The sequence below is a fragment of the Arthrobacter sp. FW306-07-I genome, from assembly GCF_021800405.1.
GTDB lineage: Bacteria > Actinomycetota > Actinomycetes > Actinomycetales > Micrococcaceae > Arthrobacter.
The window spans coordinates 3,434,754-3,460,888 of the sequence record NZ_CP084550.1; the positions used below are offsets into that span (position 1 = coordinate 3,434,754).

Sequence of the window (26,135 nt, forward strand, 5' to 3'; positions counted from 1 at the left end):
TGTGCACCCGGGCGGCCGGGAGTAACTGGGCTGGAACGCACACCTACCCCGAAATGGTTTCGCTGCTGCGGCCGTGCTGAAGGCCCGTTGCGAACCCGATCGTCACGGGTACCGGTGCCGGCGCCGCGCAGCAGGATTCGCCGACAGAATCACCGGCATCATCCGAGTCACTGGGGATGCTGGTGGAGCACACCCCGGTTTCCGGCAGTTCGAGTTCCACGGCGTCCGCGGCCTCGGTGTCTCCGGCCAGGGCTGCGGCGATGGAGCGGACCTGCTCGTACCCGGTGGCCATCAGGAAGGTGGGCGCCCGGCCGTAGGACTTCATGCCGGCCAGGTAGAAGTCCGTCTCCGGCTGGGCCAGGATGCGGGCGCCGTGGGCAGGGACGGTTCCGCAGCTGTGGAAATCGGGATCGATCAGCGGGCCGAGGTCTTTGGGTGCCTCCACCGCCGGGTCCAGGTCCAGGCGCAGCTCGGAGAGCATGGCCAGGTCCGGGCGGAAACCGGTAGTGGGAATGACGCGGTCCACCTCAACAGCGCGGCCGTCCGTTGAGTGCACTGTCACCGCGCCGTCATGCATGCCGATGGAAGCGGTGTGGAAGTCCGTCAGGAGCTGGACGGCACCCGTGTCGACGGCGGTGCGGAGCCTCGCGCCGAGCTGGCCGCGGGCGGGCAGCTGGTCGGCATCTCCGCCCCCGTAGGCCCGGGCGGGTGTGGCCGCGCGGATGGCCCAGAGCACCTCGGTGCCGGGATTGGCGCGGGCCAGCCGGGCCAGGTCAAGGACCATGTTGGCCGCCGAATGGCCGGAACCTATCACCAGGGTGCGGCGGCCGGCGAAACCACCAGCTGAAACATCGGGCAGTGGCCCCGTGACCAGGCCCGCCGCCCGGGCCTCTGCCTCGCCGGGGGCGGGCAACCCTGACGATCCCAGCGGCGCCGGGGTGCTCCAGGTGCCGGAAGTATCCACCACGGCGCGGGCAAGCACCTGGGTGACCTTGCCGCCGTCGTGCTCTATCCGCAGCAGGAACGGGGCAGTGTCCCGGCCCTGGCTCCTGCCCTTGTCCATGCCCTGCCGGCTGACGGCCACCACACGCGCCCCGGTCCTGATTCGGTCCTTCAGTTCCGGCGTTGCGGCCAGCGGTTCCAGGTACTCGGACACGATCTGGGCGCCGTACGGCAGGGCGGTGGGCCGGGGCGCTTCCCACCCGGAGCGTTCCAGCAACCGGACCGAGGCAGCGTCCAGGTTGTACTTCCACGTGGAAAAGACGCGGACGTGGCCCCACTGGCGGATGGCAGCGCCAACAGTTGGGCCTGCCTCAAGGACCAATGGCTCCAGCCCGCGTTCCAGCAGGTGCGCGGCCGCGGCCAGGCCGACGGGTCCGGCGCCGATCACGGCAACAGGCAGGGACTGCAGGGACTCGGGCGATGTAGGTTCCGGCGATGTCATGGCATGCTCCAATTCAGCTCTGGGCAGGAATGAGGGAGGCGATCAGGGCTTCCACCCGGGTCCTGATCTGGTCGCGGATGGGCCGGACGGACTCCACGCCTTTGCCGGCGGGATCCTCCAGCACCCAGTCTTCGTAGCGTTTGCCCGGGAAGTAGGGGCATTCGTCGCCGCAGCCCATGGTGATCACCACGTCCGAGTCCTGCACGGCTTCGGTGGTGAGGATCTTGGGGATCTCGGCGGACATGTCGATGCCCACCTCCGCCATGGCCTGGACCGCAGACGGGTTGACCTTCTCCGCCGGCTGCGATCCGGCGGAACGGACCTCGATGGCGCCCTGCGAGAGCGAGGTGAGGAACGCGGCGGCCATCTGGGAACGGCCGGCGTTGTGGACGCAGACGAACAGGACGGAGGGTTTGTGGCTCATGAGAGCACCTTTCGGTCAGCCGCGACGGCAGCGGCAGCGGTGAAGGAGGGGTAGAGGAAGCGGACCAGGAAGTATCCCAGGGCACCGCCCAGCAGCTGGGCCAGGATGAAGGCAGGGGCCGACGGCGGTGCGATGCCGGCAAAGGTGTCCGTGAGGGTCCGGGCGATGGTCACCGCCGGGTTGGCGAAGCTGGTGGAACTGGTGAACCAGTAGGCGGCGGTGATATACCCGCCGACGGCGAAGGCCACCCTGTCCGCCCGGCCGGACCGGACCGTGCCGAAGATGACCAGCAGCAGCCCCACCGTGGCGATGACCTCGGCCAGCCAGAGATCAGGCCCGGTGCGCTGGTGCGTGGACCAGGCGACCGCGTCCAGCCCGAACATCAGGTTCGCCGTGATGGTTCCGGCCAGCCCGCCCAAAACCTGGCCGGCAATCAACCCTGCCGCGGCCCTGGTGTCGATCATCCCCAGTGCCCGTTCCACCAGGGTCACCACCGGATTGAACGACGCCGACACCGGCTGCAGTGCCACGATCAGCGCCACCAGCGCTGCACCCGTGGCGAGGCTGTTCTGCAGAAGCTGCAGGCCGGCGTCGTCCGGGGACAGCCTGGCTGCCATCACGCCCGAGCCCACCACGGCCATCACCAGGAAGGCGGTGCCGACAAACTCGGCGGCGGCACGGCGGGAAAGTGTGCTCACGCGGCCTGCCCACCAATCAGGGCGGCCAAATTCTGCAGCGCCTCGGTCCGGGCGCGGTAGTAGACCCACACCCCCCGCTTTTCCCGGTCCAGCAAACCCACCTCGTGGAGGATCTTCAGGTGGTGGCTGATGGTGGGCTGGGACAGCTCAAAAGCGTCATTGAGGTCGCAGACGCACGCTTCGCCGCCCTCATGCGAGGCGACCAGGGACATCAGCCGCAGCCGGACCGGATCGGCCAGCGCCTTCAACAGCGGCGCGATTCCTTCCGCTTCCGGTTCTGACAACGGCTCCCTCGCCAGGGGCGCGCAGCAGGCGACGGCCTGGACGGGGGTCAGCTCCAGAGACATAGACACATGTAAATATTTACACTCATCTATGTCTTTGGCAATCCGCAGAAATCCCCCCTGCTTCCTCCGCCCCTTGCAACGCCCACAGCCACGGCAAATAGGATGGCCCCGAGAGCTTTTGGCCGCAGACGAAGGGCGCCGCAATGATCGAGATCCTGAACCCCGCTGAAGTGGCCCGCGCACGGGAGACCGGAGCCCTGGTGGCGGACATCCTGCAGGCCATGAAGAGCCGCGCCGCCGTGGGCACCAACCTGCTGGACATCGACCAGTGGACCAAGGAGCTGATCACCGAGGCCGGGGCCGAGTCCTGCTATGTGGACTATGCGCCATCGTTCGGCCGCGGCCCCTTCGGCCACTACATCTGCACGGGCGTCAACGATGCCGTGCTGCACGGACTGCCGCACAACTACGAACTGGCCGACGGCGACCTGCTCACCCTGGACCTCGCCGTCGTGAAAAACGGGGTGGCCGCCGACGCTGCCATCAGCTTCCTGGTGGGCGATTCGCGGCCGGCGGAGAGCGTGGCAATGATTGAGGCCACCGAGCGGGCCCTGGCTGCCGGGATCGCTGCGGCAGGGCCAACGGCCAAGATTGGCGACATCTCCTACGCAATCGGCCGCGTCCTCACCGACGCGGGGTACCCCATCAACACGCAGTTCGGCGGGCACGGCATCGGCTCCACCATGCACCAGGACCCGCACGTGCCCAACATGGGCCGGCCCGGCCGCGGCTTCAAGCTCCGGCCCGGGCTGCTGCTGGCGCTGGAGCCATGGATCATGGCGGACACGGCTGAACTGGTGACGGACGACGACGGATGGACGCTCCGGAGCGCCACAGGCTGCCGGACGGCCCACACGGAACACACCATCGCCATTACCGACGACGGCGCCGAGATCCTGACGCTGCCCTCGCGGTAGGTGCCGGGCCGCTTCGCCCGCTGCCGCGGCTAAGCCGGCGCAGCGGAGTACGAGCGCGCGGAGTACCGGCGCCACTTCAGTAGAGATAGACGTCCACCAGCAGGGCGGCCAGCGCGGTGAGGGCGGCGGTCGCTGCCACGCCGCGGGCTGCGTCCCGCCTGCAGGGCCCGGACATGAGGGCGATGGCGGTGCCGGCAAGGGTGAACACTCCCGTTCCCGTGTCCTGCCAGCTGATGGGGAACGGCGGAAACGGCAGGTCGTGGGAGAACAGGCCGATCGCTGCAGTCCAGTTCAGGATCGAATTCCAGGCCATGGGCATCAGGAGGGCCGCGGCTGCTGCCGTTGCCACGACCCCCACGCGCCGTTCCCTCCGCACCAGCAGGAGCAGGACCAGTGCCACGACGGCGGACAACAGGGCGCCCACGAACATCGCTTGCAGGCTCATCAAAAGCCCCCGGGGTTCATTACCCGCATACGTCCAGTCTAGGCACCGGAGGCGGGTGCGGACCCGGCGCCGGGAAGTCCTTCTATTCGGTTCCGGCCACGGAGCTGCGGCGTTCCAGGAGCAGCGTGTCCTGCCAGTGGCCCGCCTTGGGGCCGTGGTTGATCCGGGCAATCCGTTCCCGGGTTCCCACCACCCGGAAGCCCAGCTTCCGATGCAGGGCAAGGCTCGCCATGTTCTCCGGGAAAATGCTGGACTGGATGGTCCAGATTCCGGCCGCTTCCGTCGACTCAATCAGGGCGTCCAGGAGCAGCCGGCCCACGCCGCGGCCCTGTGCCTGCGGCGCAACGTAGATGGAGTGCTCCACGAGGCCCCGGTACACCTCCCGTGAAGAAACCCGGGAGACCGCGGCCCATCCCAGGACCCTGCCCGCATCTTCGGCGACGAGCCGGTGCCCAGGCAACCGCACGCCGTCGAACGCCTCCCAGGTGGGCGGCTCGCTCTCAAAGGTCGCCTCCCCCGTGGCGATGCCGGCGGCGTAGATCGCGTGGACCGCAGCCCAGTCGTCGGGGCACATGGGGCGGATGGTGACGGGACTGTCCATGCGTCCCATTATGGTGGCGCGCTGGCACCCCTCCGACCCGCGAGATGGCACTTCACGGCGATGCTCCGCGGAAGCATTGCCGTCAAGTGCCATCTCGCGCGGGGGGGGTGTGGGCGTTACGGTGCGACGGCGGTCAGCCGACGTGGACCCACGGGCGCTGGGTGACATCCGGGACGGCCTCGCGCAGCACCTCCCGGGTCACCGGCGCGATCTCTCCCTCGCCCAGGAACAGGAACCGTACCAGGTTGTTGATCGGGTTGCCCTCGGTCCAGCGGAAGTAGATGTGCGGCATGAGCCCGGTGATGTCCCTGATGTGCAGCAGGACGGAGGCGATGGTGTTGGGGACCACGGGGCCGTGGACTTCGAGGATGTGATACCCATGCCGGTTCACTCCCTTGACGTGCAGCTCGGTTTCGAAGTCCGAGGAATCATCCACCACAACCTCGAGGAACAGGGCGTCGCCGGCCAGCGGCAGGTGGCTGACCTCGATGGCGGACTCCAGCTTGTCCCGGTACGCTTCCGCGGTCATCCGCAGCGGCTCGTGCGCGATGATCGCGATGGGCCCGTCCAGGGTGCTGGACATGAACTCCAGGGCCTGCTGGTCCAGGTGCACCCGGGTGGCATGCAGCTCGAAGGAGCGGCGGATCCGGGACAGCAGCGAGATAACGATGATCCCAAGGATGAAGATGGCGGCGATCCGGATGCCCTCGGGCCGTTCGAAGATGTTGGCCACCGTGGTGTAGGCGAACACCACGGTGATGGCACCGAAACCCACCGTGAGGTTCCGCTGCCCGTGACGGCGCGCCGATAGCGTGACGGCCACGGCGGCGGAGGTCATCAGCACCAGGACGCCGGTGGCGTAGGCACCGCCCTGGGCATCGACGTCGGCCTTGAAGATGAAGGTGATCAGGAAGCCGACCAGGGTGAAGACGAGCACCAAAGGCCGGACGGCCTTGGCCCAGGCCGGAGCCATGCCGTACCGCGGCAGGTAGCGGGGGACGAGGTTCAGCAGGCCGGCCATCGCCGACGCACCGGCGAACCAGAGGATGGCGATGGTGCTGATGTCATAAACGCTGCCGAACCCCACACCGAGGTATTCGTGCGCCAGGAAGGCCAGGGCACGGCCGTTCGCCTGGCCACCGGGCTGGAATTCCTGTTCCGGGATCAGGACAACCGTAATGAAGCTGGTGGTCAGCAGGAAGGCGCTCATGATCACGGCGGCGGTGGTGAGCATGCGGCGGGTACCCCGGATGCGGCCGGCCGGATTTTCCTCGGTGTCGTCCGCTTTCCCCAGGACCTGCGGCATCACGGCCACGCCGGTTTCGAAGCCGGACAGTCCCAGGGCCAGTTTGGGGAACACGAGGAGCGCGATGGCCACGGCCATCACCGGATTTCCGTGCGACACCCAGAGGTTGGTCCACCAATCCCCCATGGCGGCGGGGTGCGAGAGTACCTGAACGAAAGTAACGGCAACCACGATAGCGTTCAGGCCCAGGTAGAACACCACCAGGACAACGGCGATGCCGATGGCTTCCTTGAAGCCGCGCAGGAACACAGCGGCCAGCAACGCAAGCAGGAAGAGCGTTACGGGGACGTTCTGGCCCTGCAGCCACCCCGGAGCCACCGGGTTCCCGAGCAGGTGCGCGGTGGCGTCTGCTGCCGAAAGGGTCATGGTGATCATGAAGTCAGTGGCTGCGAATCCCAGGAGGACCAGCACCAGGAGCTTGCCGCCCCAGCGCGGCAGCAGCCGCTCGAGCATGGCGATGCTGCCTTCACCGCGGGGGCTTTCGCCGGCAACCCTGCGGTACACCGGCAGGGCGCCCAGCAGGGTCACCGCCACCAGTACCAGGGTGGCCAGCGGGGAGATGACCCCTGCTGCAAGCGCAGCAATGGCCGGCTGGTAGCCAAGGGTGGAAAAGTAGTCCACCCCCGTCAGGCACATGACCTGCCACCATGTGTGCTTCTTCTCATGCTGCGTCGGCACGCCCCCGGGACCGGGATGGGCGCCCTTGCTGTCCTGGAGCCCGAAGAGCAGCCAGCCCTGGAACGTCTTCCTTCCGTGCGCGTGATGCGCGGAAGGATCCGCCGGGGGCCTGCTTAACGTGGTCATGTTTGCCTTTCCGCGCTGCCCTTTGCACCGCGACCACCTGCGAAGCTAGCACCGGCCAAAACGCCCCAAGCGCCAAAACGGGATTTCTTAATGATTCCTTGACGCCTGGTTTGGGACGGCAGGCTGCGGGACTAGGATGGGTCCACCGCGGCCTGAACGTGGTGGGCCACGGAAAGCACAGCCGAACACCGAAAGGAAACCCGGCACCATGGCAGACACTCCCAATCCCATCCAGATCCAGAAGTTCCTGGGCGGCATCGACTACCCGGCGAAGCGTGAAGACCTGCTGTCCCGGGCCAAGGAATCCGGCGCCGACAACAACGTGATGGAGGCCCTCGAGGCACTCCCCGACCGGGAATACGACAGCCCCACCGCTGTCAGCTCCGCGATTTCGGACAGCAACTCCTAGGCGGGTTCGCAGGAGGCGGTTTCCGCCCCCAGTAAGCTGGCGGCATGCCCGCCCTTGCCGCCCTGCTGCCCACCCTGGTGGCCATTGCCATCCTGGCGGCACTCACGGTGGGCATCCTGTGGGGCGCGCGGACGCCGTCGTACCTCTCCCCTGCCCTGGCCATCCTCCGCGGCGCGGCCCAGCTGGCGGTGATCAGCCTGGTGCTGGGCGGCGTCATCACCAACCCGCTCTGGGTGGGGGCGGCCCTGCTGGTCATGTTCACCGTGGCATCCGTGACGGCGACGCGGCGGCTCACCTGGTCCTGGCGGCGCTTTGCCGTGGTGGCCGCAACGATGGCTGCGGGCATCCTGGTGACGGTGGCCATCGTGTTTGGCACAGGTGCCATCGAATTCTCCCCGCGATACGCGCTGGCGGTGGGCGGGATCGTGATCGGCAACTCCATGACCATCGCCACGCTTGCCGGCCGCCGCTTCTTCGAGGCCGTCCTGGAGCAGTGGGACCAGGTAGAGGGCTGGCTGGCGCTGGGGGCAACACCCCGGCAGGCCACCCTGATCCAGGCCCGGCAGGCAGTGCACTCGGCGTTGATCCCCTCCACGGACCAGACCAAGACCACCGGGCTTGTCACACTGCCCGGCGCGTTCGTGGGTGCCATCTTCGGCGGCGCCTCTCCCCTGGAGGCGGGCCGGTTCCAGGTGGTGGTGCTGGCCTCGATCATGGCGGCCGGATCCATCACCGCCGTGGCGCTGATCCGTTCGCTGGGCAACGTGAAGGTGCGTCCCGAGCCGCTGTGACCGGGCGCGCCGTCTGCCCGGGACGGTTTGGCGCTGCGGAAGTTCCTTCCCGCGCCGCAAAAACGATGGCGCTACCGATATTCCGGTAGCGCCATCGTTTTTGCGCGTCGAAAGTACCGTCGCGCGTCGAAAATGTATTTGAGGATCTAGCCTTCCTTCACCAGCGCTGCTTCCAGGTTGATCTTCACCTTGTCGCTGACCAGCACGCCGCCGGCTTCCAGGGCCGCGTTCCAGGTCAACCCGAACTCCTTGCGGCTGATCTCGGTTTCAGCGGAGAACCCGGCACGGGTGGCGCCGAAGGGATCGACGGCAACACCGGTGAACTCGACCTCAAGTTCCACCGGCCGGGTGACACCCTTGATGGTGAGGTCCCCGGTCAGCGTGTACTCCTCGCCGTCGCCCTCGACATGGGTGCCGCGGAACGTCATCTCGGGGTACTGCTCCACGTCGAAAAAATCCGCCCCGCGGACATGGGCATCCCGGTTGGCATCCCCGGAAGTGAAGCTGGCGGTGTACACGGTGGCATGCACGGACGAGTCCGCCAGGGATTCGCCCACGCGCGCTTCCGCCGACGCTTCTGTGAAGCGGCCCCGGACCTTGCTGATCCCGGCATGGCGGACGCTGAAGCCGATCTCGCTGTGGGCCATGTCCAGGGTCCATGTTCCCGGCGTGAGTTCCTTGGGAAGGGTCATCGCTGTTCTCCTTACTCGTAGGGCCGCAGGCGCTTCTGCCCGCTAAAGGCGCAATATTCCAGACACCCCTAAATATTCCCCACAAAACCCGCAGACGTAATAGGGCGACTTGAACCCGGAGCGAATTCCGGGCGTATACATAAACGTGGCTCTACGACTCCTGACCGCACTGGCGCTGTTCATCGACTCCGGCGTCCACTTCTTCCTGGCCCCGGGCTACCAAAACGCGCAGCCGGGCACCATCAGCCAAGGCACCCTGTTCCTGCTCGAGGCGGCCGCGGCGCTGGTGGCCGGCGTCTACGTCCTGGTCCGCGGCAGCAGGGCTGCCTACGCCCTGGCCCTGGTGGTGGCACTCAGCGCGTTCGCCGCCGTCGTGCTTTACCGGTACGTGGACATCCCGGCCATCGGGCCCATCCCGGCCATGTACGACCCCGTCTGGTTCTTCTCCAAAACCCTCAGTGCCGTCGCCGAGGGCGCCGGGACCCTGCTGGCGATCGCCAGCCTGGTCCGGACCGGCCACAGGGCACGGTACGACGACGGCAGCAGGCTTCCGGCCGGGCGTCGCCGGCGGTGAGGATCACCGCAGCCATTGCTAGCATGCGAGGGGAGGTCCGGATGAGCGCAGCTGAACGGGCAGTGCCGGACGCGCTGGCCGCCCTTGTGGCCTACGGGCTGGCGGCACTGTGGCTGCTCACGCTGACCCCGTCCGCACCAATGACCCAGCTGGCCGGACTGGCCGCCGGCGCCGTGGTGGCCGGCGCCGCCGTCGGCTCTGTCCTGCGGCGCGTCCCGCGCTTCTCCACGCCCGCCGACCGTGTCACCCTCCTGCGCGCCGTCCTCGTGGCCCTTTGCGCCGTGTTGGCCGTGCAGCAACTGTTCACCGGGCCCCGCACGGACCTGCTCCTGCCAGTCCTGGGCGGCGCCACGTTCCTCCTGGACGGGCTCGATGGCGCGGTGGCCCGGCGTACCGGCACCTCGTCGGCGGAGGGCGCCCGCTTCGATGGAGCCACGGACGCCGCCCTGGTCCTGGTCCTGTCCGTCGCGGCCGCCGCCGTCGTTGGTCCCTGGACCCTGGCCACCGGGGCCATGTACTACGCATTCTCTGCCGCCGGCTTCCTCCGGCCGCACCTCCGTGCAACGCTGCCGCCGAGCACGTCCCGCAAGGCGATCGGGGCGTTCCAGCCGTTCGCGCTGCTGGTGGCACTGCTGCCGGTGACTCCGCCCAGTGCGGCGGTTGCGGCGCCGGCCCTGGCCCTTGGCCTGCTCACGTTTTCCTTCACGCGGGACGTGGTCCAGCTGGAGAGCCGCCACCGGGCGGTGGTTTGGACGCGGAGGCCGGGCTTACGGCGCTTAAGCCGAGTGCTGTGCAGCCAGGTGCTCCAGCATCGCCGTAGCCACGGCGTCCGGTGAATCCTCCGTGGGGATGTGCTTACCGTCCACCTCCACCAGGTCCGCGTTGGGGACCTCCTCCACGTACCGGCGGGCAAACCCGATTTTCTGGAAGTCGTCGTCACGGCCCCATACCAGGCGGGTGGGGATTGCGGCTTCCTTGAGGGCCGGGACCAAGTCCAGGGTGTAGCGGGGATCGGCGGCCGCTGCCATGGCCATCCACGAGCGCGACCGGGCCGGAGAATGCCACGGCGACAGGTAGTCCTCCAGTTCCTCCTCGGTGAGCGTCCGGGTGGCGCTGCCCTGCGTGGACTTGCGGCGTGCAGCGAGGAGGTCCTCCTCGCTGGTGTTTGCCCGCACGTCAGGGTCCCGGAAACGCTCGACGGCGGGCACCGGCCAGGAGTCGAACATGACGGCGTTCATCAGAACCATCTTCCGGACCCTCCCGCTGTAGGCGGCGAGCTGCTGGGCCACACCGCCGCCGATGTCGTGGGCAGCGACGTCAAACTCCCCGATGCCGAGGGCATCCGCGGCATCGAGCACGGTCTGCACCAGGGCCGGGACGCTGGCCTGCTCAACATCCAGCTCTCCCCCGCTCCGGCCGAAGCCCGGAAAGTCCAGCGCGTAGCAGCGGCTGTGTTCGCCAAGGGCCGGCAGGACGGGCTGCCACACCCGGCTCCAGAAGGTGCCGTGCAGCAGGATCAGCGGCGGGGCGCCCTCATCCCCCGCCGCGAGGTAGGACAGCGGGATGCCGTTCACGTCAACGGTATGGCGTTCGACGGGCTGGGCCATGGGTGGTCTCCGTTCGAGTTTGGGGCGGGGCTGGGGTGCTACGCGGCGAGCACCGCGGGCAGCCCGGTGAGGGCCGGGATGGTGATGTCCGGTGCCTGGAAATAGGAGGGGTAGCGGGCGCCGGTGCGGTTGATCCACGCGGTCCGCAGCCCGGCTTTGGCTGCCCCATGGATGTCCCAGGGGTGCACGGCAACCAGCAGCATCTTGGACGGGTCTGCTCCGGCCGCAGTTGCCGCGTACTCATATGCGGCCTTGGCCGGTTTCCAGGCAGGCGCGTCCTCCACGGATAGGAGCAGCTCGAATTTGTCCCTGACGCCACCGGCAACCAGCAGTTTGTCCGTGTTGGCGGTGGCGCCATTGGTTAGCGTGACCAGCCGGTGCCCGGCCGCCGCGAGGGCGCGGATGCCGTCCGGGACGTCCGGGTGAAGGGACAGGTTCTGCATGGCAGCCATGACGCGTTCGACGGCGGTCTCCAGGTTTCCGGAGATCCCTTCGGCTCCCAGCAGGGTGCGGAGGGCATCGGCGCCAATGGTGGCGAAGGACGCCTTGCCCCCGCTGGCGGTGAGGGCGAACCCGTCACGCAGGAGCGTGGCGAACCAGAGTTTGGCCAGCCCGCGCGGCGCCCCGACCTGCGCGAATGCCTCGGCGAGCGGGCCCATGTCGGACAGGGTCTCATTGACGTCAAAAACGATGACCAATGGTTGGGACATGATGTTCCTTTCCTGTTCCGGCGGGCAGCCCCACCGCGGAGCGGCCCGCTACTTGGCCGGGTATTTGTTGGAGCGCAGGAGCCGGGCCAGGTGCACGGCGTTGCGGGCAAGCCCGGCATTGGTGGAAGCTACCGGGTCCGGGACCTGCTCAAGGTCCATGAAGTCCACGGTTTGCATGGCCTCGCCCACCCAGTAGGTGCCGCCCTGGGCCGGAAGGCTGAAGCCGACGTCGTTCAGTCCCTGCATCATGTCGGCGATGGTCTTGTGGGCCCCGTCCTCGTTTCCCACCACGGCAACCGTGGCAACCTTTCCGTACATGACCGGCCGGCCGTCGTCGTCCGTTTCCGACAGGTCGGCGTCCAGGCGCTCCATGACCTGCTGGGCGACGCTGCAGGGGTGGCCCATCCAGATGGGGGTGGAGAGGACCAGGATGTCCGCGGCCAGGATCTTTTCGTGGATTGCGGGCCACGCATCACCGTTGCCCATGTCCACCTGCACGCCGCGCTTCACGTCATGGTCCACGATGCGCAGTGACTCGGTGGCCACCCCGTGGCCTTCCAGTTCGTCAAGGATGTGCTGGGCCATCAGCTCGCTGCTGGACGGTTCCGGGGACGGGGTGAGGGTACAGATGAGGGCAAGAGCGGACAACGTGGACATCAGCGAAAGCTCCCTTGATTTTCTCGACCAAAATAGTCAGTCTACTGAGTAGTAGATCACACGGCAGCCGCCCGCACTATGGCCGGCTGCCGCCACCTATACCGACCTGCCTGCCACCCAAGGAGGCCTCCACGAAGTTGGAAGTAATGCCCGAAGGAACGATCCGCGTGCCTGCAGCACTGCGGATCCTTTTCGGCTGGCTTCTCCTGGCTGCGCTGCTCGTGGCCGCAGCCTCCTACTCGCAGGGCACCCGGTACGCGCTGGTGGCTGAGCCTGGCCCGGCGCCGTCCGTGGTCCAGCACGCAGCCGCCCTCCACTCCCCTGCGCCCCAGCACCATGCGTGCTGCGACCGCTACCCCGCTTCACGCAGCGAGCCGGCGCCAACGAAGGCGGCCGCGCCGGAACCGCCAAAGGCCGCTGCGCCAGCCGCCCTGCAGCATGTACTGCAGGTGGCGCAGGAGCCCGAGCCCCGGCGGCAGGCGCTGACGCTAGACCAACTCTCCATCAGCCGGACGTAAACGGGCACTTCCGCCCGCCCAATCCATTGACCACAACCGGAAATGAGAGACCCCAATGACCCACGTACAGTCCATGCTGGACACCTACCCCAAAGACCTCGGCAACCTGGACAAGGACAAGCTCGCTGCATGCATCCAGGCCTGCTTCGAATGCGCCCAGACCTGCACGGCCTGCGCCGACGCCTGCCTGAGCGAAGACATGGTCGCGGAGCTGACCAAGTGCATCCGCACCAACCTGGACTGCGCGGACATCTGTGCCGCCACCGGCAACGTCCTCTCCCGCCACACCGGGTACGACGCGAACATCACCCGGGCAGTCCTGGAAGCCTGCCGTGCGGCCTGCAAGGCGTGCGGCGACGAATGCGGTGAGCATGCCTCGATGCATGAGCACTGCCGCGTCTGCGCCGAATCCTGCCGGCGTTGCGAGCAGGCCTGCGCCGACCTCCTGGCATCCCTGGGCTGAGACGCCCGGGAAGAACGGCTCCGTGATTTAAGCAAAAGCAACGCGGGGCTCCGCCGTAACGGCGGAGCCCCGCGTTGTGGTTTACCGGCTGACTGTTCACCCGGCTGCACCGTTCAGGCTGGCCAGTGCCTTGCGGAGGCGGGTGCCGGCGTCCTCCGCCACTTCCTTAACTGAGGGTGCGCTGCTCAGCTGCACCATGGTCTGCGGATCGATCGCCTCCACAGTGGTTGCATCGGCTGCGCTGTTCCGGCGCACCACCACGTTGCAGGGCAGCAGCGCACCCATTTGGGGTTCGGCGGCGAGGGCGCGGCTGGCAAGGGCCGGGTTGCAGGCGCCAAGGATGACGTAATCCCCGATGGCGTCCGCGGCTTCGGCGCCGAGCTTGGCTTCGAAGGTGGAGCGGACGTTGATTTCGGTCAGGATCCCGAACCCTTGCGCGGCGAGGGCTTCGCGGGTGCGTTCCACGGCTTCGGCCCAGGGAAGGGAGACGGTGGTGGCCAGGGTGTAGGTCATGGTGCTCCTTTGAGGTTGCTGCCGGTCCGCTGATGGGGCGTTGGTTTATGCCAGGGAGAGGAAGAGCTTCTCCAGGTCCTTGCGGTCCATGGTTGCGTCCTTCTGGACGATGCACTGCTCCAGCCCGGTGGCGATGATGGCGAAGCCGGCGCGGTCAAGGGCCTTGGACACGGCCGCCAGCTGGGTGACAACGTCCTTGCAGTCCCGGCCTTCTTCAAGCATCCGGGTGACGGCGGCGAGCTGGCCCTGGGCGCGCTTGAGGCGGTTGATCACGGGCGTGAGTTCGGTTGGGTTCAGTTCCATAAGAGGTGTCTCCATCGATGGGGTGCTGCGCTCAACTATATACCCCCATGGGTGTTTTGACTACCCCCGGGGGTATCTGTAATACTCGGTGGGGTATCCCCCAGACCCCTTCCGAGAGGCCACACATGACATCCCCTTCCAAAGCAACCGCCGTTACGGCGCTTGCTCCCGAAACGCTGCAGTCATGGTTCAAAGAGCACCAGGATCTCGTGGTGATCGATGTGCGGTCCGCCGCTGAATTCGAATCCATGCACATCCGCGGTTCCTACAATGTGCCGCTGCCGCTGCTGTCCGAGCACACCGATGAACTCGCCGCCCGGCTTGGCTCGCGCGTGGTCCTGGTCTGCCAGTCCGGCGTCCGCGCCGAGCAGGCACGCCAGCGGATGGCCACCGTCGGCCTCGATACCGCCTACGTCCTCACCGGCGGGGTTCCGGGCTTCGCCACTGCCGTCGGCGGGGACGTTGTCAAGGGCAAGGACCGCTGGGACCTTGAGCGGCAGGTCCGCCTGGCCGCCGGCTCCCTGGTGATGCTGGGTCTGGTGGGCGGCAAGTTCGTCTCCCCCAAGGTCCGCATGCTCGCCGGCGCCATCGGCACCGGGCTGACCTTCTCGGCCGCGACCAACACCTGCGCCATGGGCAAGGCCCTGTCTGCCATGCCGTGGAATAAGGCTGCCCAGGAACCCACCCGTGAAAGCGCCATCCTGCAGCTTCCCGTGCAGACAGCTGAAGCGGGCGCTGCGGCATGATCCCGGCCCTGGGTCTGGGGCTCGTCGTCGGCGTCGTACTGGGCGTAGTGGGTGGCGGCGGGTCCATCATCGCCGTTCCGGCCCTGGTGTACGGCGTGGGCATGAGCCCCGCCCAGGCCATCCCCACCTCACTGCTGGTGGTGGGCATCTCCTCACTGGCGGCCCTGCTCCCCCGCCTTCGCGAGGGCCTGAACTGGCCCGTCATCGCACTGGTAGGCGCCGCCGGCATCCCGGCGGCCTGGGCGGGAGCCGCCGTGGGGAAACTGCTGGACCCGAACATCCTGATGCTCGCATTCGCCGTGATCATGGTGGTCGCGGGCATCCGGATGCTCAAGAAGCCGCGCGAAACCGAGGGCTCCTGCAGCACCGGGCCGCGCCGGGCCTTCCGGTCCTGCGCCCCGAAAGCCGTGGCTGTGGGCGTGCTGGTCGGGTTCCTCACCGGGCTGCTGGGCGTGGGCGGCGGATTCCTCATCACCCCCGCACTGACCATCTTCCTGGGCCTGCGGATGAAGCAGGCCGTAGGGACTTCGCTGGCGATCATCGTGGTCAACTCCGCCGCCGGGTTCAGCGCCCACGCAGCCGGCTACACCATCGACTGGGCCACCACCCTGGCGTTCGCAGTCCCGGCCATCCTGGGTTCCGTCTTCGCCGCCCGGCTGGCCCGGCGCCTGCACGACAAGCACATCCGTATCTCGTTTGCGGTACTCATCTTCGCCGTCGCGGCGTGGGTCACCGCCGGCACGGTCACCGCCTGACCCCGTTACAGAGGAGAACACCGTGGGATTGATCGATTCCCTCAAGAAGGCCTTCAGCAAGCCCTACAAGACGATTTCCGTAGCGCAGGCCAAGGAACTCCTGGGCTCCGGCGCCACGCTGATCGACGTCCGGTCCGCCCAGGAGTGGCGCACTGGCCGCGCACCCCAGGCCAAACACGTTCCCCTGGACCGGCTGCAGACCAGCACGGCCGGAATCCAGAAGGCCCGGCCGGTGATTGCTGTCTGCGCCTCCGGCGTCCGCTCCGCCTCGGCAGCCAGACTCCTCGCCGCCAAGGGGTACGACGCCTACTCGGTGCGCGGCGGCATGGCCGCCTGGCGCCAGGCCGGCGAACCGGTCCGCTGACCCAACTCCACCCCACCAGCCGCAACCCAATTCAAAGGAGAACTCCCATGGCTGAAATCACCATCACCGAAACCGACCAGCGCCGCTCTACCGCCCGCATCCTGGATGTCCGCGAGGACTTTGAAGTTGCCGAGGGCATGATCCCCGGCGCGCTGCACATCCCGATGGGCCAGCTGCAGGCCCGCCTGGGCGAACTCGACCCGGCCGTGCCCGTGATTGCCGTCTGCCGCAGCGGCAACCGCAGCGCCGCCGTCGCCGATGCCCTCAACGGCGCTGGCTACAAAGCGGACACCATGGCCGGCGGCATGACCGCCTGGACACGCGCCGGACTCCCCACCACCTAAGCCTGCCCGGACCCACCCTTCCCTGATCGACGGCTCCCGCCGCACCGCAGCTCAATTGGCGGCAGTCCCCTTGCGTTATACCCCCGGGGGTATCTAAAATAGTTGCCAGAGACAAAAACTCCCCCTACCTGAAGGAGAGCACCCCATGCTTATCGAGCGCATTTACGACGAAGACCTCGCCCAGGCCAGCTACCTGATCGGCTGCCAGGCCAAGGGCGAAGCGATCGTGGTGGACGGCCGCCGCGACATCGCCGTCTACCAGGAACTGGCTGCCAAGAACGGCATGAAGATCGTTGCGGTCACCGAGACCCACATCCACGCCGACTACCTCTCCGGCACCCGCGAACTGGCCGCCGCCACCGGCGCCAAGATCTACGTCTCCGGTGAGGGCGGGCCCGACTGGCAGTATGAGTTCGAGGGCGAGCGGCTCTACGACGGCGACATCATCACCTTGGGCAACATCAGCATCAAGGCCGTCCACACCCCCGGCCACACCCCGGAGCACCTGTCCTTCCTGGTGACCGATGGCGCGTTCAGCGACAAGCCCGGCTACCTGCTCTCCGGAGACTTCGTCTTCTCCGGCGATCTGGGCCGGCCGGACCTGCTGGACGAAGCAGCCGGCGGCGTGGACACCAGGTTCGAGGGCGCGAAGCAGCTGTTCGCCAGCCTGCGCGACAAGTTCCTCACCCTGCCGGATTACGTCCAGGTCCACCCCGCCCACGGCGCCGGCAGTGCCTGCGGCAAGGCCCTGGGTGCCATCCCCTCCTCCACCGTCGGCTACGAACGCCTCTACGCCTGGTGGGGTCCCTACCTGGCCGCCAACGACGAGCAGGGCTTCATCAACGAACTCCTCGACGGCCAGCCCGACGCCCACGCCTACTTCGGCCGCATGAAGCGCGAAAACCGCGTAGGCCCGGACGTCATGGGTGAACGCACCCCGCTGCCCGAGCTCTCCACCGGAATCGTGGCCGCAGGACTGGCGGAAGACACCCTGACCTTCATTGACACCCGCTCCAACAGCGAGGTCCACGAAGGCACCGTGGTCCGGTCCCTGAACGTTCCGGCCGGCAAGTCCGTGGCCAGCTACGGCGCCTGGGTGGTGAACCCGGAGACGGACAAGAACCCGCTGGTGCTGCTGGCCAAGGACCAGGAGCAGGCGCAGGACATGTGGGATCACCTGGTCCGCGTGGGCATCGACAACGTGGCTGGCTACTTGACCAGCATCGAGGGACTGCCCACCTTCACCCCCAAGCTGATCCAGCCGGAGGAACTCGAAGGCTTCGACGCAGCCATGGTCCTGGACGTCCGCAACAAGACCGAGCACAAGGCCGGGCACGTCCCGGGCTCGTACCAGCTCAGCGGCGGCCGCGTCATGTGGCACCTGGATGAGCTGCCGGTTGGCGGGACCATCGTGACCTACTGCCAGTCCGGCGTGCGGAACTCCGTAGCCGCCAGCGCCCTGCGCCGTGCCGGGTACGACGTCGTCGAGCTCGACGGCAGCTACGCCGCCTGGAACGCGTGGCGGAACAGCGTCCCCGCCGCCTAACCCAGGCGACCACAGACCGCCCGGGCAGGACCCCCCTCCTGCCCGGGCTTCCGGCCCGGGCGTGCCCCCACACGCCCGGGCCACCCTTTGCCCAAACGGAACGGAACCACTCGATGAACGGCACAGCACTCCCGCGCCGCAGCACGGGACCAGCGCCTGCGGTGCTGGGCCTGCGGCAGAACCTGGCGCAGTTCATGCTGCTGGTGGCCGTCAACGCGCTGGTGGGCGGCACGCTGGGCCAGGAACGCACCGTCCTGCCCCTGCTGGCCGCGCAGGAATTCCACCTCGACCAGTACACCAGCGCACTGACCTACATCCTGGCCTTCGGCCTGTCCAAGGCCGCGATGAACTACTTCGCCGGGACGCTCTCTGACCGCTACGGCCGCAAACCCGTGCTGGTCGCCGGCTGGCTGGCAGCGGTACCCGTGCCACTCATGCTCATCTTCGGCCCCTCTTGGGGCTGGATCGTGGCAGCCAATGTGCTGCTGGGCATCAGCCAAGGCCTCACCTGGTCCACGGCAGTCATCATGAAGATGGACCTGGTGGGCCCCAAGCAGCGCGGCCTGGCCATGGGCTTCAACGAGGCCGCGGGCTACCTGGGCGTAGCCGTGACTGCGCTTGCCACCGGCTACCTCGCCACGGCCTACGGCCTGCGGCCCGCCCCCTTCCTCCTGGGCGCCGCATACATTGCCCTCGGCCTGGGACTGACGGTCCTGGCAGTGAAGGAAACCCACCACCACGCCAGGACCGAGGCCTTCCAGCACGTCGGCAGCCAGGACAGCGCGCACGCCGGGCTCAGCACCGGGCAGGTCTTCACCCTCACCAGCTTCAAGGACCGGTCACTCTCGGCGGCCAGCCAGGCCGGCCTGGTGAACAACCTCAATGACGGCCTGGCCTGGGGTCTCTTTCCCGTCCTGTTCGCCGGTGCCGGCCTGAGCCTGGGCCAGATCGGCATCCTGGCCGCCGCCTACCCCGCCGCCTGGGGTGCCGCCCAGCTGGTCACCGGTGCCGCGTCAGACCGGTGGGGCCGCAAGTGGTTCATCGCGGCGGGGATGCTGGTGCAGGCCGCCGCCCTGGGGATCATCGCCTCAGCGCACGGCTTTGGGCCATGGCTCGCCGCCGCCGTCGTCCTTGGCCTTGGTACCGCCCTGGTCTATCCAACCCTGCTGGCCGCCATCGGCGACGTGGCCCACCCGGCCTGGCGCGCCCGCTCAGTGGGCGTCTACCGGCTGTGGCGCGACGGCGGATTCGCCGTCGGCGCCCTCCTGTCCGGTGTCCTCGCCGACCTTTACGGCATCCCCGCCGCCATCGCCGCCGTCGCGGTTCTCACCGCAGCGTCCGGTGTGGTGGTTGCCGTCCGGATGCGTGGCAACGACCACGCTCTGCGACAGGGGCAGAGTCAGGACTCGAAGTAGGTGCTTGTGGCCGAGCCGTCGATGCCGGAGACGACGGAGCGGGCGCCACTCCTGCCTTTGGAATCAGCCCGCCGATTCAACGAACCGCCGGATCTCCTCCGCCATCCGTTGAGCCTGCGTCCAGTGCAGGTAGTGCCCGCCTTCGAGGGGCAGGACCTGGTGCCGGGTGACGTTCTTCAGCAGGTTCTCCGCGGCGGCGGTTTTGGTGGCAGTCCTGTCATTTTTTTCATCGGCGATGAAAGCGAGGACCGGGAGGTCATGGGGGTAGGTGACGCCCCGGAGGGCAGCCGCGTTGTTGGCGATGCGCGCGGTTTCATCAGCCACGGCAGGATTGCCCACGTTCCACACCGTCATGGTGCGCATCCGCTGCAGCTCCTCGTCGGTGTAGGCCTTGCTGTCCGGGTCCATGAGGCCGGGCGCCAGCGCGGCTACCACGCGGACCACGCCGAGGGTGGCCAACAGTTTGGCCCAGTTGATCCCCGGCTGCGGCTCCGCCACCGGCTGGTCCCCCGGTTTGGGAATGCTGACGTCGATTCCCACCACGGCGGAAACCTCGGAGCGGTACCGGTTGGCGTAATCCAGCAGGTAGAACCCGGCAATGGAGTGGCCCGCCAGGACGTAGGGCTGCCGGACCTGGAGCTTGGCCAGCACCTCGTGCAGTTCGTTGCTGATGTGTTCGTTGGTCCGGGCACTGGCCTCCATGTCGCTGTAGCCGTACCCCAACCCTTCCACCGCGATGACGTCGAAGCCCTTGAGCTCGCGCATCAGGGGCGCGAAGTCCAAGCCGGGGGCCGCGGTTCCCAGCCCACTGAGGAGGATGATGGGCTGGCCTTGGCCCCCGGTGGAAGCGACGCCGTCGCTCCCGCCCTGGGCCGTCCCGTTCGGGGATGCCCCGCTCCGGACCACGTTCAGCGATCCGCCGTTCACCGCTACCCTCTCGCCATAGGGCACCAACGTTGCCCTTTCCTGCTGCTCCAGGAGCAGGTTGGCCACGGTGGAAACGAGGACCAGCCCAAGGACAACCAGCGCCGTGATCCCCAGGCGGCGCGGCCAGCGCCGTCGCCGCCGTGGCTTTACCGGGTCCTGCACCGGCGTTCCCACAGCAGCTTCACCCGTGCGCAGCGACGTAGGTGACCAGCCCGTCCACGGTGGCCACGGCAGGGTAGTCGGCCTCGGGGATGTCCACGCCGGTGGTCTCCGCGATGACCTCCACCAGGCGGAGGAAGTCCAGCGAGTCCAGCTCCAGGTCCTGGCGGAGCCTGGCGGCACCGTCCAAGTCTTCGGGCTCGACGTCGGGAGCTACTTTCCCGATCGCCGCCGCCACCGCCTGGCGCGCGTCCTGTTCATTCACGGTTCCTCCTCGCTTGCAGGTTTCACAGCTTGTCCGGCTCCTGCAGCAGTTCGTCGATGCGTGCCAGGAACCGGCCGCCCCGCAGCCCGTCGCTCACCCGGTGGTCCGCGGACAGGGTGGCAATGGCGGCGTGCCGGATGCCGAGCATCCCGTTGTGCGCAAACGGCTGCTCCAGGACCCTGCCGAACCCCACCATGGCCACCTGCGGCGGGTAGATCACCCCGTACACGCTTTCGACGCCCAGATCCCCCAGGTTGGTCACCGTGATGGTGGGGTCGGCCATCTCCGCGCGCTGCAGCCTGCCCGCCCTTGCCCGGCTGACCAGGTCGCGCAGCTGGTCCATGAGTTCACCCAGGCTGAGGGTGTCGGCGTCGTGCAGGGCCGGGGCCACCAGCCCGCCATGCCGCAGTGCGACGGCGACGCCCAGGTGCACTTCGCTGCTGGGGTGGAACGCGCCCTTGGTGAAGAAGCCGTTCAGGTCCGGCACTTCCTTGGCTGCCAGCGCGGTGGCCTTCAGCAGCAGGGCGGAAGGCACCAGCCGCGACGACACCGGCCGCTGCTGGTTCGCCGCCTGCATCCAGGCCATCGCCGCCGCCAGGTCCAGCGTGGTGGACAGGTAATAGTGCGGGATCTCTTTCTTGGACCGGGACATCAGCGCACCCACCGCCTGCCGCAGGGTCTCAGCCTTGCCGCCGGCCGCCGTCGGGCGTTTTTGCCGTGGTGCCTCTTCCGCGGCTTCGGGCGCAGGCTCCCGGGCAGGAGCTTCCGACGGCGGCGCTTCCGCAACCTGTTCGCGGGGTGGCCGCCCCCTGGGCGGGACTGCGGAGAGCACGTCGTCCTCGGTCACCGCGCCGCCGGGGCCGGTTCCGCTGACCTCCTGCAGGTCGACGCCCAGTTCGGCCGCCAGCCGCCGCGCCAGCGGCGATGACCGGATCCGTCTGGCTTCCGCAAGTGCCGGCGCTTCCGGCGCCTGCGGGGCCGCTGCTTCCTCCGTCGCCGCTGCGGCGAGGGTATCAGCTGCGGCGCGTTCGACGTCGGCCCGCATCACCTCGCCGCCGGGCCCGCTCCCGATGATGTGTCCGACGTCGACCCCCAGGGTGTGCGCAAGGTGCCGGACGGGCGGGGCGGCTTTGACTGCCGGCTCCGGGTGCCCGGCCTCGGCACCCTGGTGAGCGGGCGTTGGCTCCCGGGCTGCCAAAGGTGAGCGGGCGTCGGAGGAAAGCGTGCCGGAAGTGAGCGGGGGTTGGGCGGGAGGGAGTTCGGCGGGGGTGGCGGTGATCCGGGCGATGGGGGTGCCCACGTCCACGGTGTCGCCGATGTCCACTAGGAATTCGGCCACCACGCCGTCCTGGAACGACTCGATGTCCATCACGGTCTTGTCCGTATCCACGGCCGCCACGAGGTCGCCCTTGTGGACGTAGTCCCCGGGTTTGACCAGCCATTCCACCACCTTGCCGTGCTCCATGTCCGCGCCCAGGGACGGCATCCGGAACTCATCCACCGGCGCCCACGGCCCTTCGCGCGGCCGCCATGACCCGCTCCACGGACGGCAGGGCCGCCTGCTCCAGGTGCTTGGCGTACGGAACGGGCACCTCCTCGCTGCACACCCGCTCCACCGGTGCGTCCAGGTCGAAGAACGCCTGCTCGCTGATCCTGGCCGCGATCTCCGCGGAGATGCTGCCGCTGCGCCAGCCTTCATCCACCACCACGGCCCGGTGCGTCCTGGCCACGCTGTCCAGAAGGGTGTGCGTGTCCAGCGGGCGAAGGGTGCGCAGGTCGATCACGTCAGTCCCGATGCCCTCCCCGGCAAGCTGGTCCGCGGCCTCCTGCACCAGGGGCAGTGTGCCGCCGTATGTGATGAGCGTGACCGTGTCCCCGCTTCCGTCAGCCCGCCTCAGGACCGCTGCCTTGTCGATGCCCACGGCGCCGGCGTCCTCGTCCAGCTCGCCCGCCACGTTGTACAGCGAACCGTGCTCGAAAATCAGCACCGGATCCGGGTCCTGCAGCGCGGTCCACAACATGCCGCGGGCGTCAGCCAGGGTGGCCGGGGCCAGGATCCTGAGCCCGGGGATGTGCGCGTACCAGCCCTCCAGGCTGTGCGAGTGCTGGGCGCCCAGCTGCCGGCCGGCGCCGGTGGTCATCCGGATGACGATGGGCACGTTGAACTGGCCGCCGGACATGTGCAGCAGGGTGGCGGCGTTGTTTGATGATCTGGTCCAGCGCCAGCAGGCTGAAGTTGACCGTCATGATTTCGACGACGGGCCGCATGCCGCCCAGCGCAGCACCGATGCCGGCACCCACGAACCCGGATTCGGAGAGCGGGGTATCGCGGATCCGCTCCGGCCCGAATTCCTCCAGCAGGCCCAGGCTGACGGCGAAGCTTCCGCCGTACCGGCCCACGTCCTCACCCATGAGGAACACGCGTTCGTCGCGCTGCATCGCGTCGCGGAGGGCCGCGCGCATCGCTTCACGGTATGTGGTTTTCATCCTGCCGCCCCGCCTTTCCCTGGCCCCTTGCTGATGTCCGTCCCACTGTTGATTTCTTCCAACCGGTCGCTGTACACGAACCGGGCGAGTTCGGACACCGGTTCCGGTGTCCCGTTCTCGGCGAATCCGACGGCGGTGCTGATCTCCGCGTCCACGTCCGCCTGCAGCTCGTCCCATTCCTCCTCCGGCAACTGTCCGGCCGCCTGCATGGCACCCTGCAGCAGGCGGATGGGGTCCCGTTCCATCCACTGCGCCACCTCGGACTTCTCCCGGTAGAGCTCGGGATCGAACATGGAGTGGGCACGGAAGCGGTAGGTGCGCAGTTCCAGGAAGTACGGGCCGCCGCCGGACCGCACTGCGTCCACGGCGCGCCGCGCGGCTTCCTCCACCGCGAGCACATCCATGCCGTCCACGGCCCATGACGGGATCTCGTACGCCGCGGCCGTGAGCGCGATGTCGGTCTGGGATTCGGACCGGACCAGCGCGGTTCCCATGGCGTAGAGGTTGTTTTCGCAGCAGAACAGCACCGGCAGCTGCCACAGGGCGGCCAGGTTCATGCTCTCGTGGAACTCGCCTTCGGCCACGGCGCCCTCGCCAAAGAAGCAGACGGTCACCTGCTGGCGCCCGGCCATCCGGTCCGCGAGCGCCAGGCCGACGGCGAGCGGCAGCCCGCCTGCCACGATCGCGTTTCCGCCGTAGAAACGGGTGGCGGCGTCGAACAGGTGCATCGACCCGCCGCGGCCCCGGCAGCAGCCCTCGGCATGGCCGTACATTTCGGCGAGGATGGCGCCGGCGGAGACGCCGCGCAGGAGGGCGTGCCCATGCTCCCGGTACGTGGCCACCACCGCGTCCTCAGGCGCCAGGGCTTCCATCACCCCGGCCGCCACGGCTTCCTCACCGATATACACATGCAGGAAGCCGCGGATCTTGGCCGCGCTGTACAGCTCGATGCATTTTTCCTCGAGCCGGCGTACCCGCAGCATCTGCCGCAGGAGGTGCCGTGCGTGCCCCGCGTCCGGGACGCCCTGGTTCTTGAGGGCGGTCATGGCTGGTCCTTGCGGGTGCTCATTGCTGTTCCTTCAGTGTCACTGCCGGGCCCGCCGTGGATTCCAGCGTCGAGGTGTCACCTTCCGGCAGCCCCAGTTCGCGGGCTTTGAGGAGCCGGCGGAGGATTTTTCCGCTTCGGGTCTTGGGCAAGGTGGCGGTGAAGTCCAGCAGCCTGGGCGCCACGGCGGCACCCAGCCGTTTCCGTGCGAAGCCGATGATGTCCAGCTGCAGCTCCTCGTTCGGCTGGTGGCCCGGCTTGAGTTCGACGAAGGCTTTCACCACTTCCCCGGCCACCGGGTCCGGCACTCCGATCACACCCGCTTCGGCCACGGCCGGGTGTTCCATGAGGCAGCTCTCCACTTCGAAGGGGCCGATCAGGTGGCCGGAGGATTTGATCACGTCGTCGCCGCGGCCAACGAACCAGTAGTAGCCGTCGCCGTCGCGCTTTGCCAGGTCTCCCGTGAGGTACCAGCCGCCGGCGAAGCAGCGCCGGTACCGCTCCTCCTCATTGAGGTAGCCGCGGAACATCGAGGGCCAGCCGGGCCGCAGCGCCAGCTCCCCCATGGTGTCCGGTCCGGTGACCAGGACAGCCTGGCCGTCCCTGATGATGGGTTTGCCGTCGGCGTCCCTGGCCACCAGGGCGGCCTCGATGCCGGGCAGTGGCCGGCCCATGGAGCCGGGCCGGATGTCCATGGCGGGGTAGTTGGCGATCATGATCCCGCCGGTCTCGGTCTGCCACCAGTTGTCGTGCACCGGCAGGCCCAGCACGTCCTGGCCCCACACCACCGCCTCCGGGTTCAGCGGCTCCCCCACGCTGGCGATGAAGCGCAGCGCGGAGAGGTCATGTCCGGCAGCCCTTTCACCGCCCGCTTTCATGAGCATCCGCAGGGCCGTAGGCGCGGTGTACCAGACCGTGACGTGCTGCTCCGCGAGGATCCGGTACCAGCGGTCCGCGTCCAGTTCCTCCTCGTCCACAACGGCGGTGACTCCATGCACCAGCGGCGCAATGATGCCGTAGGACATGCCGGTCACCCAGCCCGGATCCGCGGTACACCAGTAGATGTCGTCCGGGTGCAGGTCCAGGGCGAAGCGGCCGGTGGCGTAGTGGGCTGCGACGGCGTCGTGGACGTGGATGGCGCCCTTCGGTGTGCCCGTGGTGCCGCTGGTGAAGTGCAGCAGTGCCATGTCCCCCGGCTGGGTGTCAGCGATCTCCTCGACAGGGTCGACCTGGGCCAGGAGTGCGGCCAGGTCCAGGGTTCCCGGTTCAGACCGACTGTCCGTGTCTACCAGCAGGACGTGGCGGAGTTCGGGCAGGGCGTCCCGCACCGGAGCTATCTTCTTGCGGTACAGCGCCCTGGTTGTCACCAGCACCCTGCCGGTGCCCAGGTGCAGCCGCTGCCGCACAGGCTCGGGGCCAAAGGCGGAAAAGAGCGGGCAGAAGACGCTGCCGTTCTTGAAGGTGCCAAGGACCGCGACATACAGGTCCGGGCTGCGCCCCAGCAGCGAAAAGACCCGCTCGCCGCGTCCCACGCCCAGGCCCTGCAGTACTGCCGCGAACCTCCCGGACCGCTCCGAAAGGTGGCCATAGCTCAGGGACCGGGTGCCGCCGTCGGCCTTGACGAAACGCAGGGCCTCCCTGCCGCCGCGGCCCTCCGCGACGTGGCGGTCCACGGCCTCGTAGGCGATGTTCAGCCCCCGGCCGCCGGGCAGCCCGGCCAGCGCCCGCCGCGCCTGGTCCCAGGTGAAATCCCGCCGGGCCGCGTCGTAATCCAGCATGTTGGGCTGCACCGGGAGCGCGGCCACGTCCTTGGTGATGGCTGGCCAGCGCGTGGACCCTTCAACTCCGGTGGTCATAGT

The 26,135-nt window shown here is 68.2% G+C and carries 31 protein-coding genes and 1 pseudogene; 13 read left to right on the forward strand and 19 right to left on the reverse strand.

What is annotated here, in order from left to right; translation table 11 throughout:
- Positions 1-43: 43 nt before the first annotated feature.
- The 4 genes from LFT46_RS15925 to LFT46_RS15940 are packed head-to-tail and all read right to left on the reverse strand — an operon-like array spanning position 44 to position 2,913.
- Entirely contained in the window at positions 44-1,444 is a 1,401-nt protein-coding gene (locus LFT46_RS15925; protein ID WP_236820339.1) for an NAD(P)-binding domain-containing protein, read from the reverse strand.
- Positions 1,445-1,457: 13 nt separating this feature from the next.
- Positions 1,458-1,868, reverse strand: coding sequence for an arsenate reductase ArsC (locus LFT46_RS15930; protein WP_236799405.1), 411 nt, complete (start codon positions 1,866-1,868; stop codon positions 1,458-1,460).
- Positions 1,865-2,566, reverse strand: a complete 702-nt coding sequence (locus tag LFT46_RS15935) for an aquaporin (protein WP_236820340.1) — start codon at positions 2,564-2,566, stop codon at positions 1,865-1,867. The genes LFT46_RS15930 and LFT46_RS15935 overlap by 4 nt, the downstream gene beginning before the upstream one ends.
- Positions 2,563-2,913 carry an ArsR/SmtB family transcription factor gene (locus LFT46_RS15940; RefSeq protein ID WP_236822062.1) on the reverse strand — a complete coding sequence of 117 codons (351 nt, stop codon included), beginning with the start codon at positions 2,911-2,913 and terminating at the stop codon, positions 2,563-2,565. The genes LFT46_RS15935 and LFT46_RS15940 overlap by 4 nt, the downstream gene beginning before the upstream one ends.
- A 143-nt stretch (positions 2,914-3,056) precedes the next feature.
- Here LFT46_RS15940 and map point away from each other — a divergent pair, with 143 nt between their 5' ends.
- Positions 3,057-3,830, forward strand: coding sequence for a type I methionyl aminopeptidase (gene map, locus LFT46_RS15945; RefSeq protein ID WP_236820341.1), 774 nt, complete (start codon positions 3,057-3,059; stop codon positions 3,828-3,830).
- Positions 3,831-3,906: 76 nt separating this feature from the next.
- On the opposite strand, the gene LFT46_RS15950 is transcribed toward map, so the two are convergent.
- The 3 genes from LFT46_RS15950 to LFT46_RS15960 all read right to left on the reverse strand — a co-directional run bounded on the left by LFT46_RS15950 (position 3,907) and on the right by LFT46_RS15960 (position 6,986).
- Positions 3,907-4,275 (reverse strand): hypothetical protein, encoded by a 369-nt coding sequence (locus LFT46_RS15950; protein WP_236820342.1) that lies wholly within the window; start codon positions 4,273-4,275, stop codon positions 3,907-3,909.
- Between the two features lie 82 nt (positions 4,276-4,357).
- Positions 4,358-4,876 carry a GNAT family N-acetyltransferase gene (locus LFT46_RS15955; RefSeq protein WP_236820343.1) on the reverse strand — a complete coding sequence of 173 codons (519 nt, stop codon included), beginning with the start codon at positions 4,874-4,876 and terminating at the stop codon, positions 4,358-4,360.
- Positions 4,877-5,009: 133 nt separating this feature from the next.
- The gene (locus tag LFT46_RS15960; RefSeq protein WP_236820344.1) at positions 5,010-6,986 is read right to left on the reverse strand and encodes an amino acid transporter; all 1,977 of its coding nucleotides are present in this window, start codon (positions 6,984-6,986) and stop codon (positions 5,010-5,012) included.
- A 208-nt stretch (positions 6,987-7,194) separates the two neighbouring features.
- Here LFT46_RS15960 and LFT46_RS15965 point away from each other — a divergent pair, with 208 nt between their 5' ends.
- Positions 7,195-7,395, forward strand: a complete 201-nt coding sequence (locus LFT46_RS15965) for a DUF2795 domain-containing protein (RefSeq protein WP_236799411.1) — start codon at positions 7,195-7,197, stop codon at positions 7,393-7,395.
- Between the two features lie 44 nt (positions 7,396-7,439).
- On the forward strand, positions 7,440-8,186 hold the full coding sequence (locus LFT46_RS15970) for an ABC transporter permease (RefSeq protein ID WP_236820345.1): 747 nt from the start codon (positions 7,440-7,442) through the stop codon (positions 8,184-8,186).
- Positions 8,187-8,332: 146 nt separating this feature from the next.
- Here LFT46_RS15970 and LFT46_RS15975 read toward each other — a convergent pair whose 3' ends face one another.
- Positions 8,333-8,878 (reverse strand): YceI family protein, encoded by a 546-nt coding sequence (locus LFT46_RS15975; protein ID WP_236820346.1) that lies wholly within the window; start codon positions 8,876-8,878, stop codon positions 8,333-8,335.
- A gap of 145 nt (positions 8,879-9,023) precedes the next feature.
- Between LFT46_RS15975 and LFT46_RS15980 the strand changes: the two genes are divergently transcribed.
- Together LFT46_RS15980 and LFT46_RS15985 are read left to right on the forward strand one after the other, a co-directional pair.
- Positions 9,024-9,452: a hypothetical protein gene (locus LFT46_RS15980; protein ID WP_236820347.1), complete on the forward strand. Its 429-nt coding sequence runs from the start codon at positions 9,024-9,026 to the stop codon at positions 9,450-9,452.
- Positions 9,453-9,493: 41 nt separating this feature from the next.
- Complete coding sequence (locus LFT46_RS15985; protein ID WP_236820348.1) at positions 9,494-10,288, forward strand: CDP-alcohol phosphatidyltransferase family protein; 795 nt, start codon at positions 9,494-9,496, stop codon at positions 10,286-10,288.
- On the opposite strand, the gene LFT46_RS15990 is transcribed toward LFT46_RS15985, so the two are convergent.
- Genes LFT46_RS15990 through LFT46_RS16000 form a run of 3 tightly spaced genes read right to left on the reverse strand, consistent with a single transcriptional unit; the run spans position 10,229 to position 12,426 of the window.
- Positions 10,229-11,059 (reverse strand): alpha/beta fold hydrolase, encoded by an 831-nt coding sequence (locus LFT46_RS15990; RefSeq protein ID WP_236820349.1) that lies wholly within the window; start codon positions 11,057-11,059, stop codon positions 10,229-10,231. The genes LFT46_RS15985 and LFT46_RS15990 overlap by 60 nt on opposite strands.
- Positions 11,060-11,097: 38 nt before the next feature.
- Positions 11,098-11,769, reverse strand: a complete 672-nt coding sequence (locus LFT46_RS15995) for a haloacid dehalogenase type II (RefSeq protein WP_236820350.1) — start codon at positions 11,767-11,769, stop codon at positions 11,098-11,100.
- Positions 11,770-11,817: 48 nt separating this feature from the next.
- A complete protein-coding gene (locus LFT46_RS16000; RefSeq protein ID WP_236799419.1) occupies positions 11,818-12,426 on the reverse strand; it encodes a flavodoxin family protein in 609 nt (202 codons plus the stop codon).
- Between the two features lie 167 nt (positions 12,427-12,593).
- On the opposite strand from LFT46_RS16000, the gene LFT46_RS16005 reads away from it, so the two are divergent.
- Positions 12,594-12,944: a hypothetical protein gene (locus tag LFT46_RS16005; protein ID WP_236820351.1), complete on the forward strand. Its 351-nt coding sequence runs from the start codon at positions 12,594-12,596 to the stop codon at positions 12,942-12,944.
- 55 nt (positions 12,945-12,999) lie between these two features.
- Positions 13,000-13,407 carry a four-helix bundle copper-binding protein gene (locus LFT46_RS16010; protein ID WP_236820352.1) on the forward strand — a complete coding sequence of 136 codons (408 nt, stop codon included), beginning with the start codon at positions 13,000-13,002 and terminating at the stop codon, positions 13,405-13,407.
- A 96-nt stretch (positions 13,408-13,503) separates the two neighbouring features.
- Here LFT46_RS16010 and LFT46_RS16015 read toward each other — a convergent pair whose 3' ends face one another.
- Both LFT46_RS16015 and LFT46_RS16020 read right to left on the reverse strand, forming a co-directional pair.
- Positions 13,504-13,920, reverse strand: a complete 417-nt coding sequence (locus tag LFT46_RS16015; RefSeq protein WP_236820353.1) for a DUF302 domain-containing protein — start codon at positions 13,918-13,920, stop codon at positions 13,504-13,506.
- A gap of 45 nt (positions 13,921-13,965) precedes the next feature.
- Positions 13,966-14,223, reverse strand: a complete 258-nt coding sequence (locus LFT46_RS16020) for a metal-sensitive transcriptional regulator (protein ID WP_142117514.1) — start codon at positions 14,221-14,223, stop codon at positions 13,966-13,968.
- Positions 14,224-14,348: 125 nt separating this feature from the next.
- On the opposite strand from LFT46_RS16020, the gene LFT46_RS16025 reads away from it, so the two are divergent.
- The 6 genes from LFT46_RS16025 to LFT46_RS16050 all read left to right on the forward strand — a co-directional run bounded on the left by LFT46_RS16025 (position 14,349) and on the right by LFT46_RS16050 (position 19,393).
- A complete protein-coding gene (locus LFT46_RS16025) occupies positions 14,349-14,969 on the forward strand; it encodes a rhodanese-like domain-containing protein (RefSeq protein WP_236820354.1) in 621 nt (206 codons plus the stop codon).
- Complete coding sequence (locus LFT46_RS16030; RefSeq protein ID WP_236799423.1) at positions 14,966-15,724, forward strand: sulfite exporter TauE/SafE family protein; 759 nt, start codon at positions 14,966-14,968, stop codon at positions 15,722-15,724. Before LFT46_RS16025 ends, LFT46_RS16030 begins: the two co-directional genes overlap by 4 nt.
- A 22-nt stretch (positions 15,725-15,746) precedes the next feature.
- Entirely contained in the window at positions 15,747-16,088 is a 342-nt protein-coding gene (locus tag LFT46_RS16035; protein WP_236820355.1) for a rhodanese-like domain-containing protein, read from the forward strand.
- A 47-nt stretch (positions 16,089-16,135) separates the two neighbouring features.
- Positions 16,136-16,432 carry a rhodanese-like domain-containing protein gene (locus tag LFT46_RS16040; RefSeq protein ID WP_236820356.1) on the forward strand — a complete coding sequence of 99 codons (297 nt, stop codon included), beginning with the start codon at positions 16,136-16,138 and terminating at the stop codon, positions 16,430-16,432.
- A gap of 145 nt (positions 16,433-16,577) precedes the next feature.
- Complete coding sequence (locus LFT46_RS16045; protein WP_236799426.1) at positions 16,578-17,978, forward strand: MBL fold metallo-hydrolase; 1,401 nt, start codon at positions 16,578-16,580, stop codon at positions 17,976-17,978.
- 113 nt (positions 17,979-18,091) lie between these two features.
- On the forward strand, positions 18,092-19,393 hold the full coding sequence (locus tag LFT46_RS16050) for an MFS transporter (RefSeq protein ID WP_236799427.1): 1,302 nt from the start codon (positions 18,092-18,094) through the stop codon (positions 19,391-19,393).
- A 63-nt stretch (positions 19,394-19,456) separates the two neighbouring features.
- On the opposite strand, the gene LFT46_RS16055 is transcribed toward LFT46_RS16050, so the two are convergent.
- The 6 genes and pseudogenes from LFT46_RS16055 to acsA form a co-directional block, all read right to left on the reverse strand.
- Entirely contained in the window at positions 19,457-20,482 is a 1,026-nt protein-coding gene (locus LFT46_RS16055; protein WP_236820357.1) for an alpha/beta fold hydrolase, read from the reverse strand.
- Positions 20,483-20,501: 19 nt separating this feature from the next.
- Positions 20,502-20,744, reverse strand: a complete 243-nt coding sequence (locus LFT46_RS16060; protein ID WP_236799429.1) for an acyl carrier protein — start codon at positions 20,742-20,744, stop codon at positions 20,502-20,504.
- 22 nt (positions 20,745-20,766) lie between these two features.
- Positions 20,767-22,245 carry a 2-oxo acid dehydrogenase subunit E2 gene (locus LFT46_RS16065; protein WP_236820358.1) on the reverse strand — a complete coding sequence of 493 codons (1,479 nt, stop codon included), beginning with the start codon at positions 22,243-22,245 and terminating at the stop codon, positions 20,767-20,769.
- Positions 22,238-23,231: pseudogene (locus tag LFT46_RS16070) on the reverse strand (alpha-ketoacid dehydrogenase subunit beta). The gene LFT46_RS16065 and the pseudogene LFT46_RS16070 overlap by 8 nt, the downstream one beginning before the upstream one ends.
- Positions 23,228-24,277, reverse strand: coding sequence for a pyruvate dehydrogenase (acetyl-transferring) E1 component subunit alpha (gene pdhA, locus LFT46_RS16075; RefSeq protein ID WP_236820359.1), 1,050 nt, complete (start codon positions 24,275-24,277; stop codon positions 23,228-23,230). Before pdhA ends, LFT46_RS16070 begins: the two are co-directional and overlap by 4 nt.
- 19 nt (positions 24,278-24,296) lie before the next feature.
- Positions 24,297-26,132 (reverse strand): acetate--CoA ligase, encoded by a 1,836-nt coding sequence (acsA, locus tag LFT46_RS16080; protein ID WP_236820360.1) that lies wholly within the window; start codon positions 26,130-26,132, stop codon positions 24,297-24,299.
- Between the last annotated feature and the right edge of the window lie 3 nt (positions 26,133-26,135).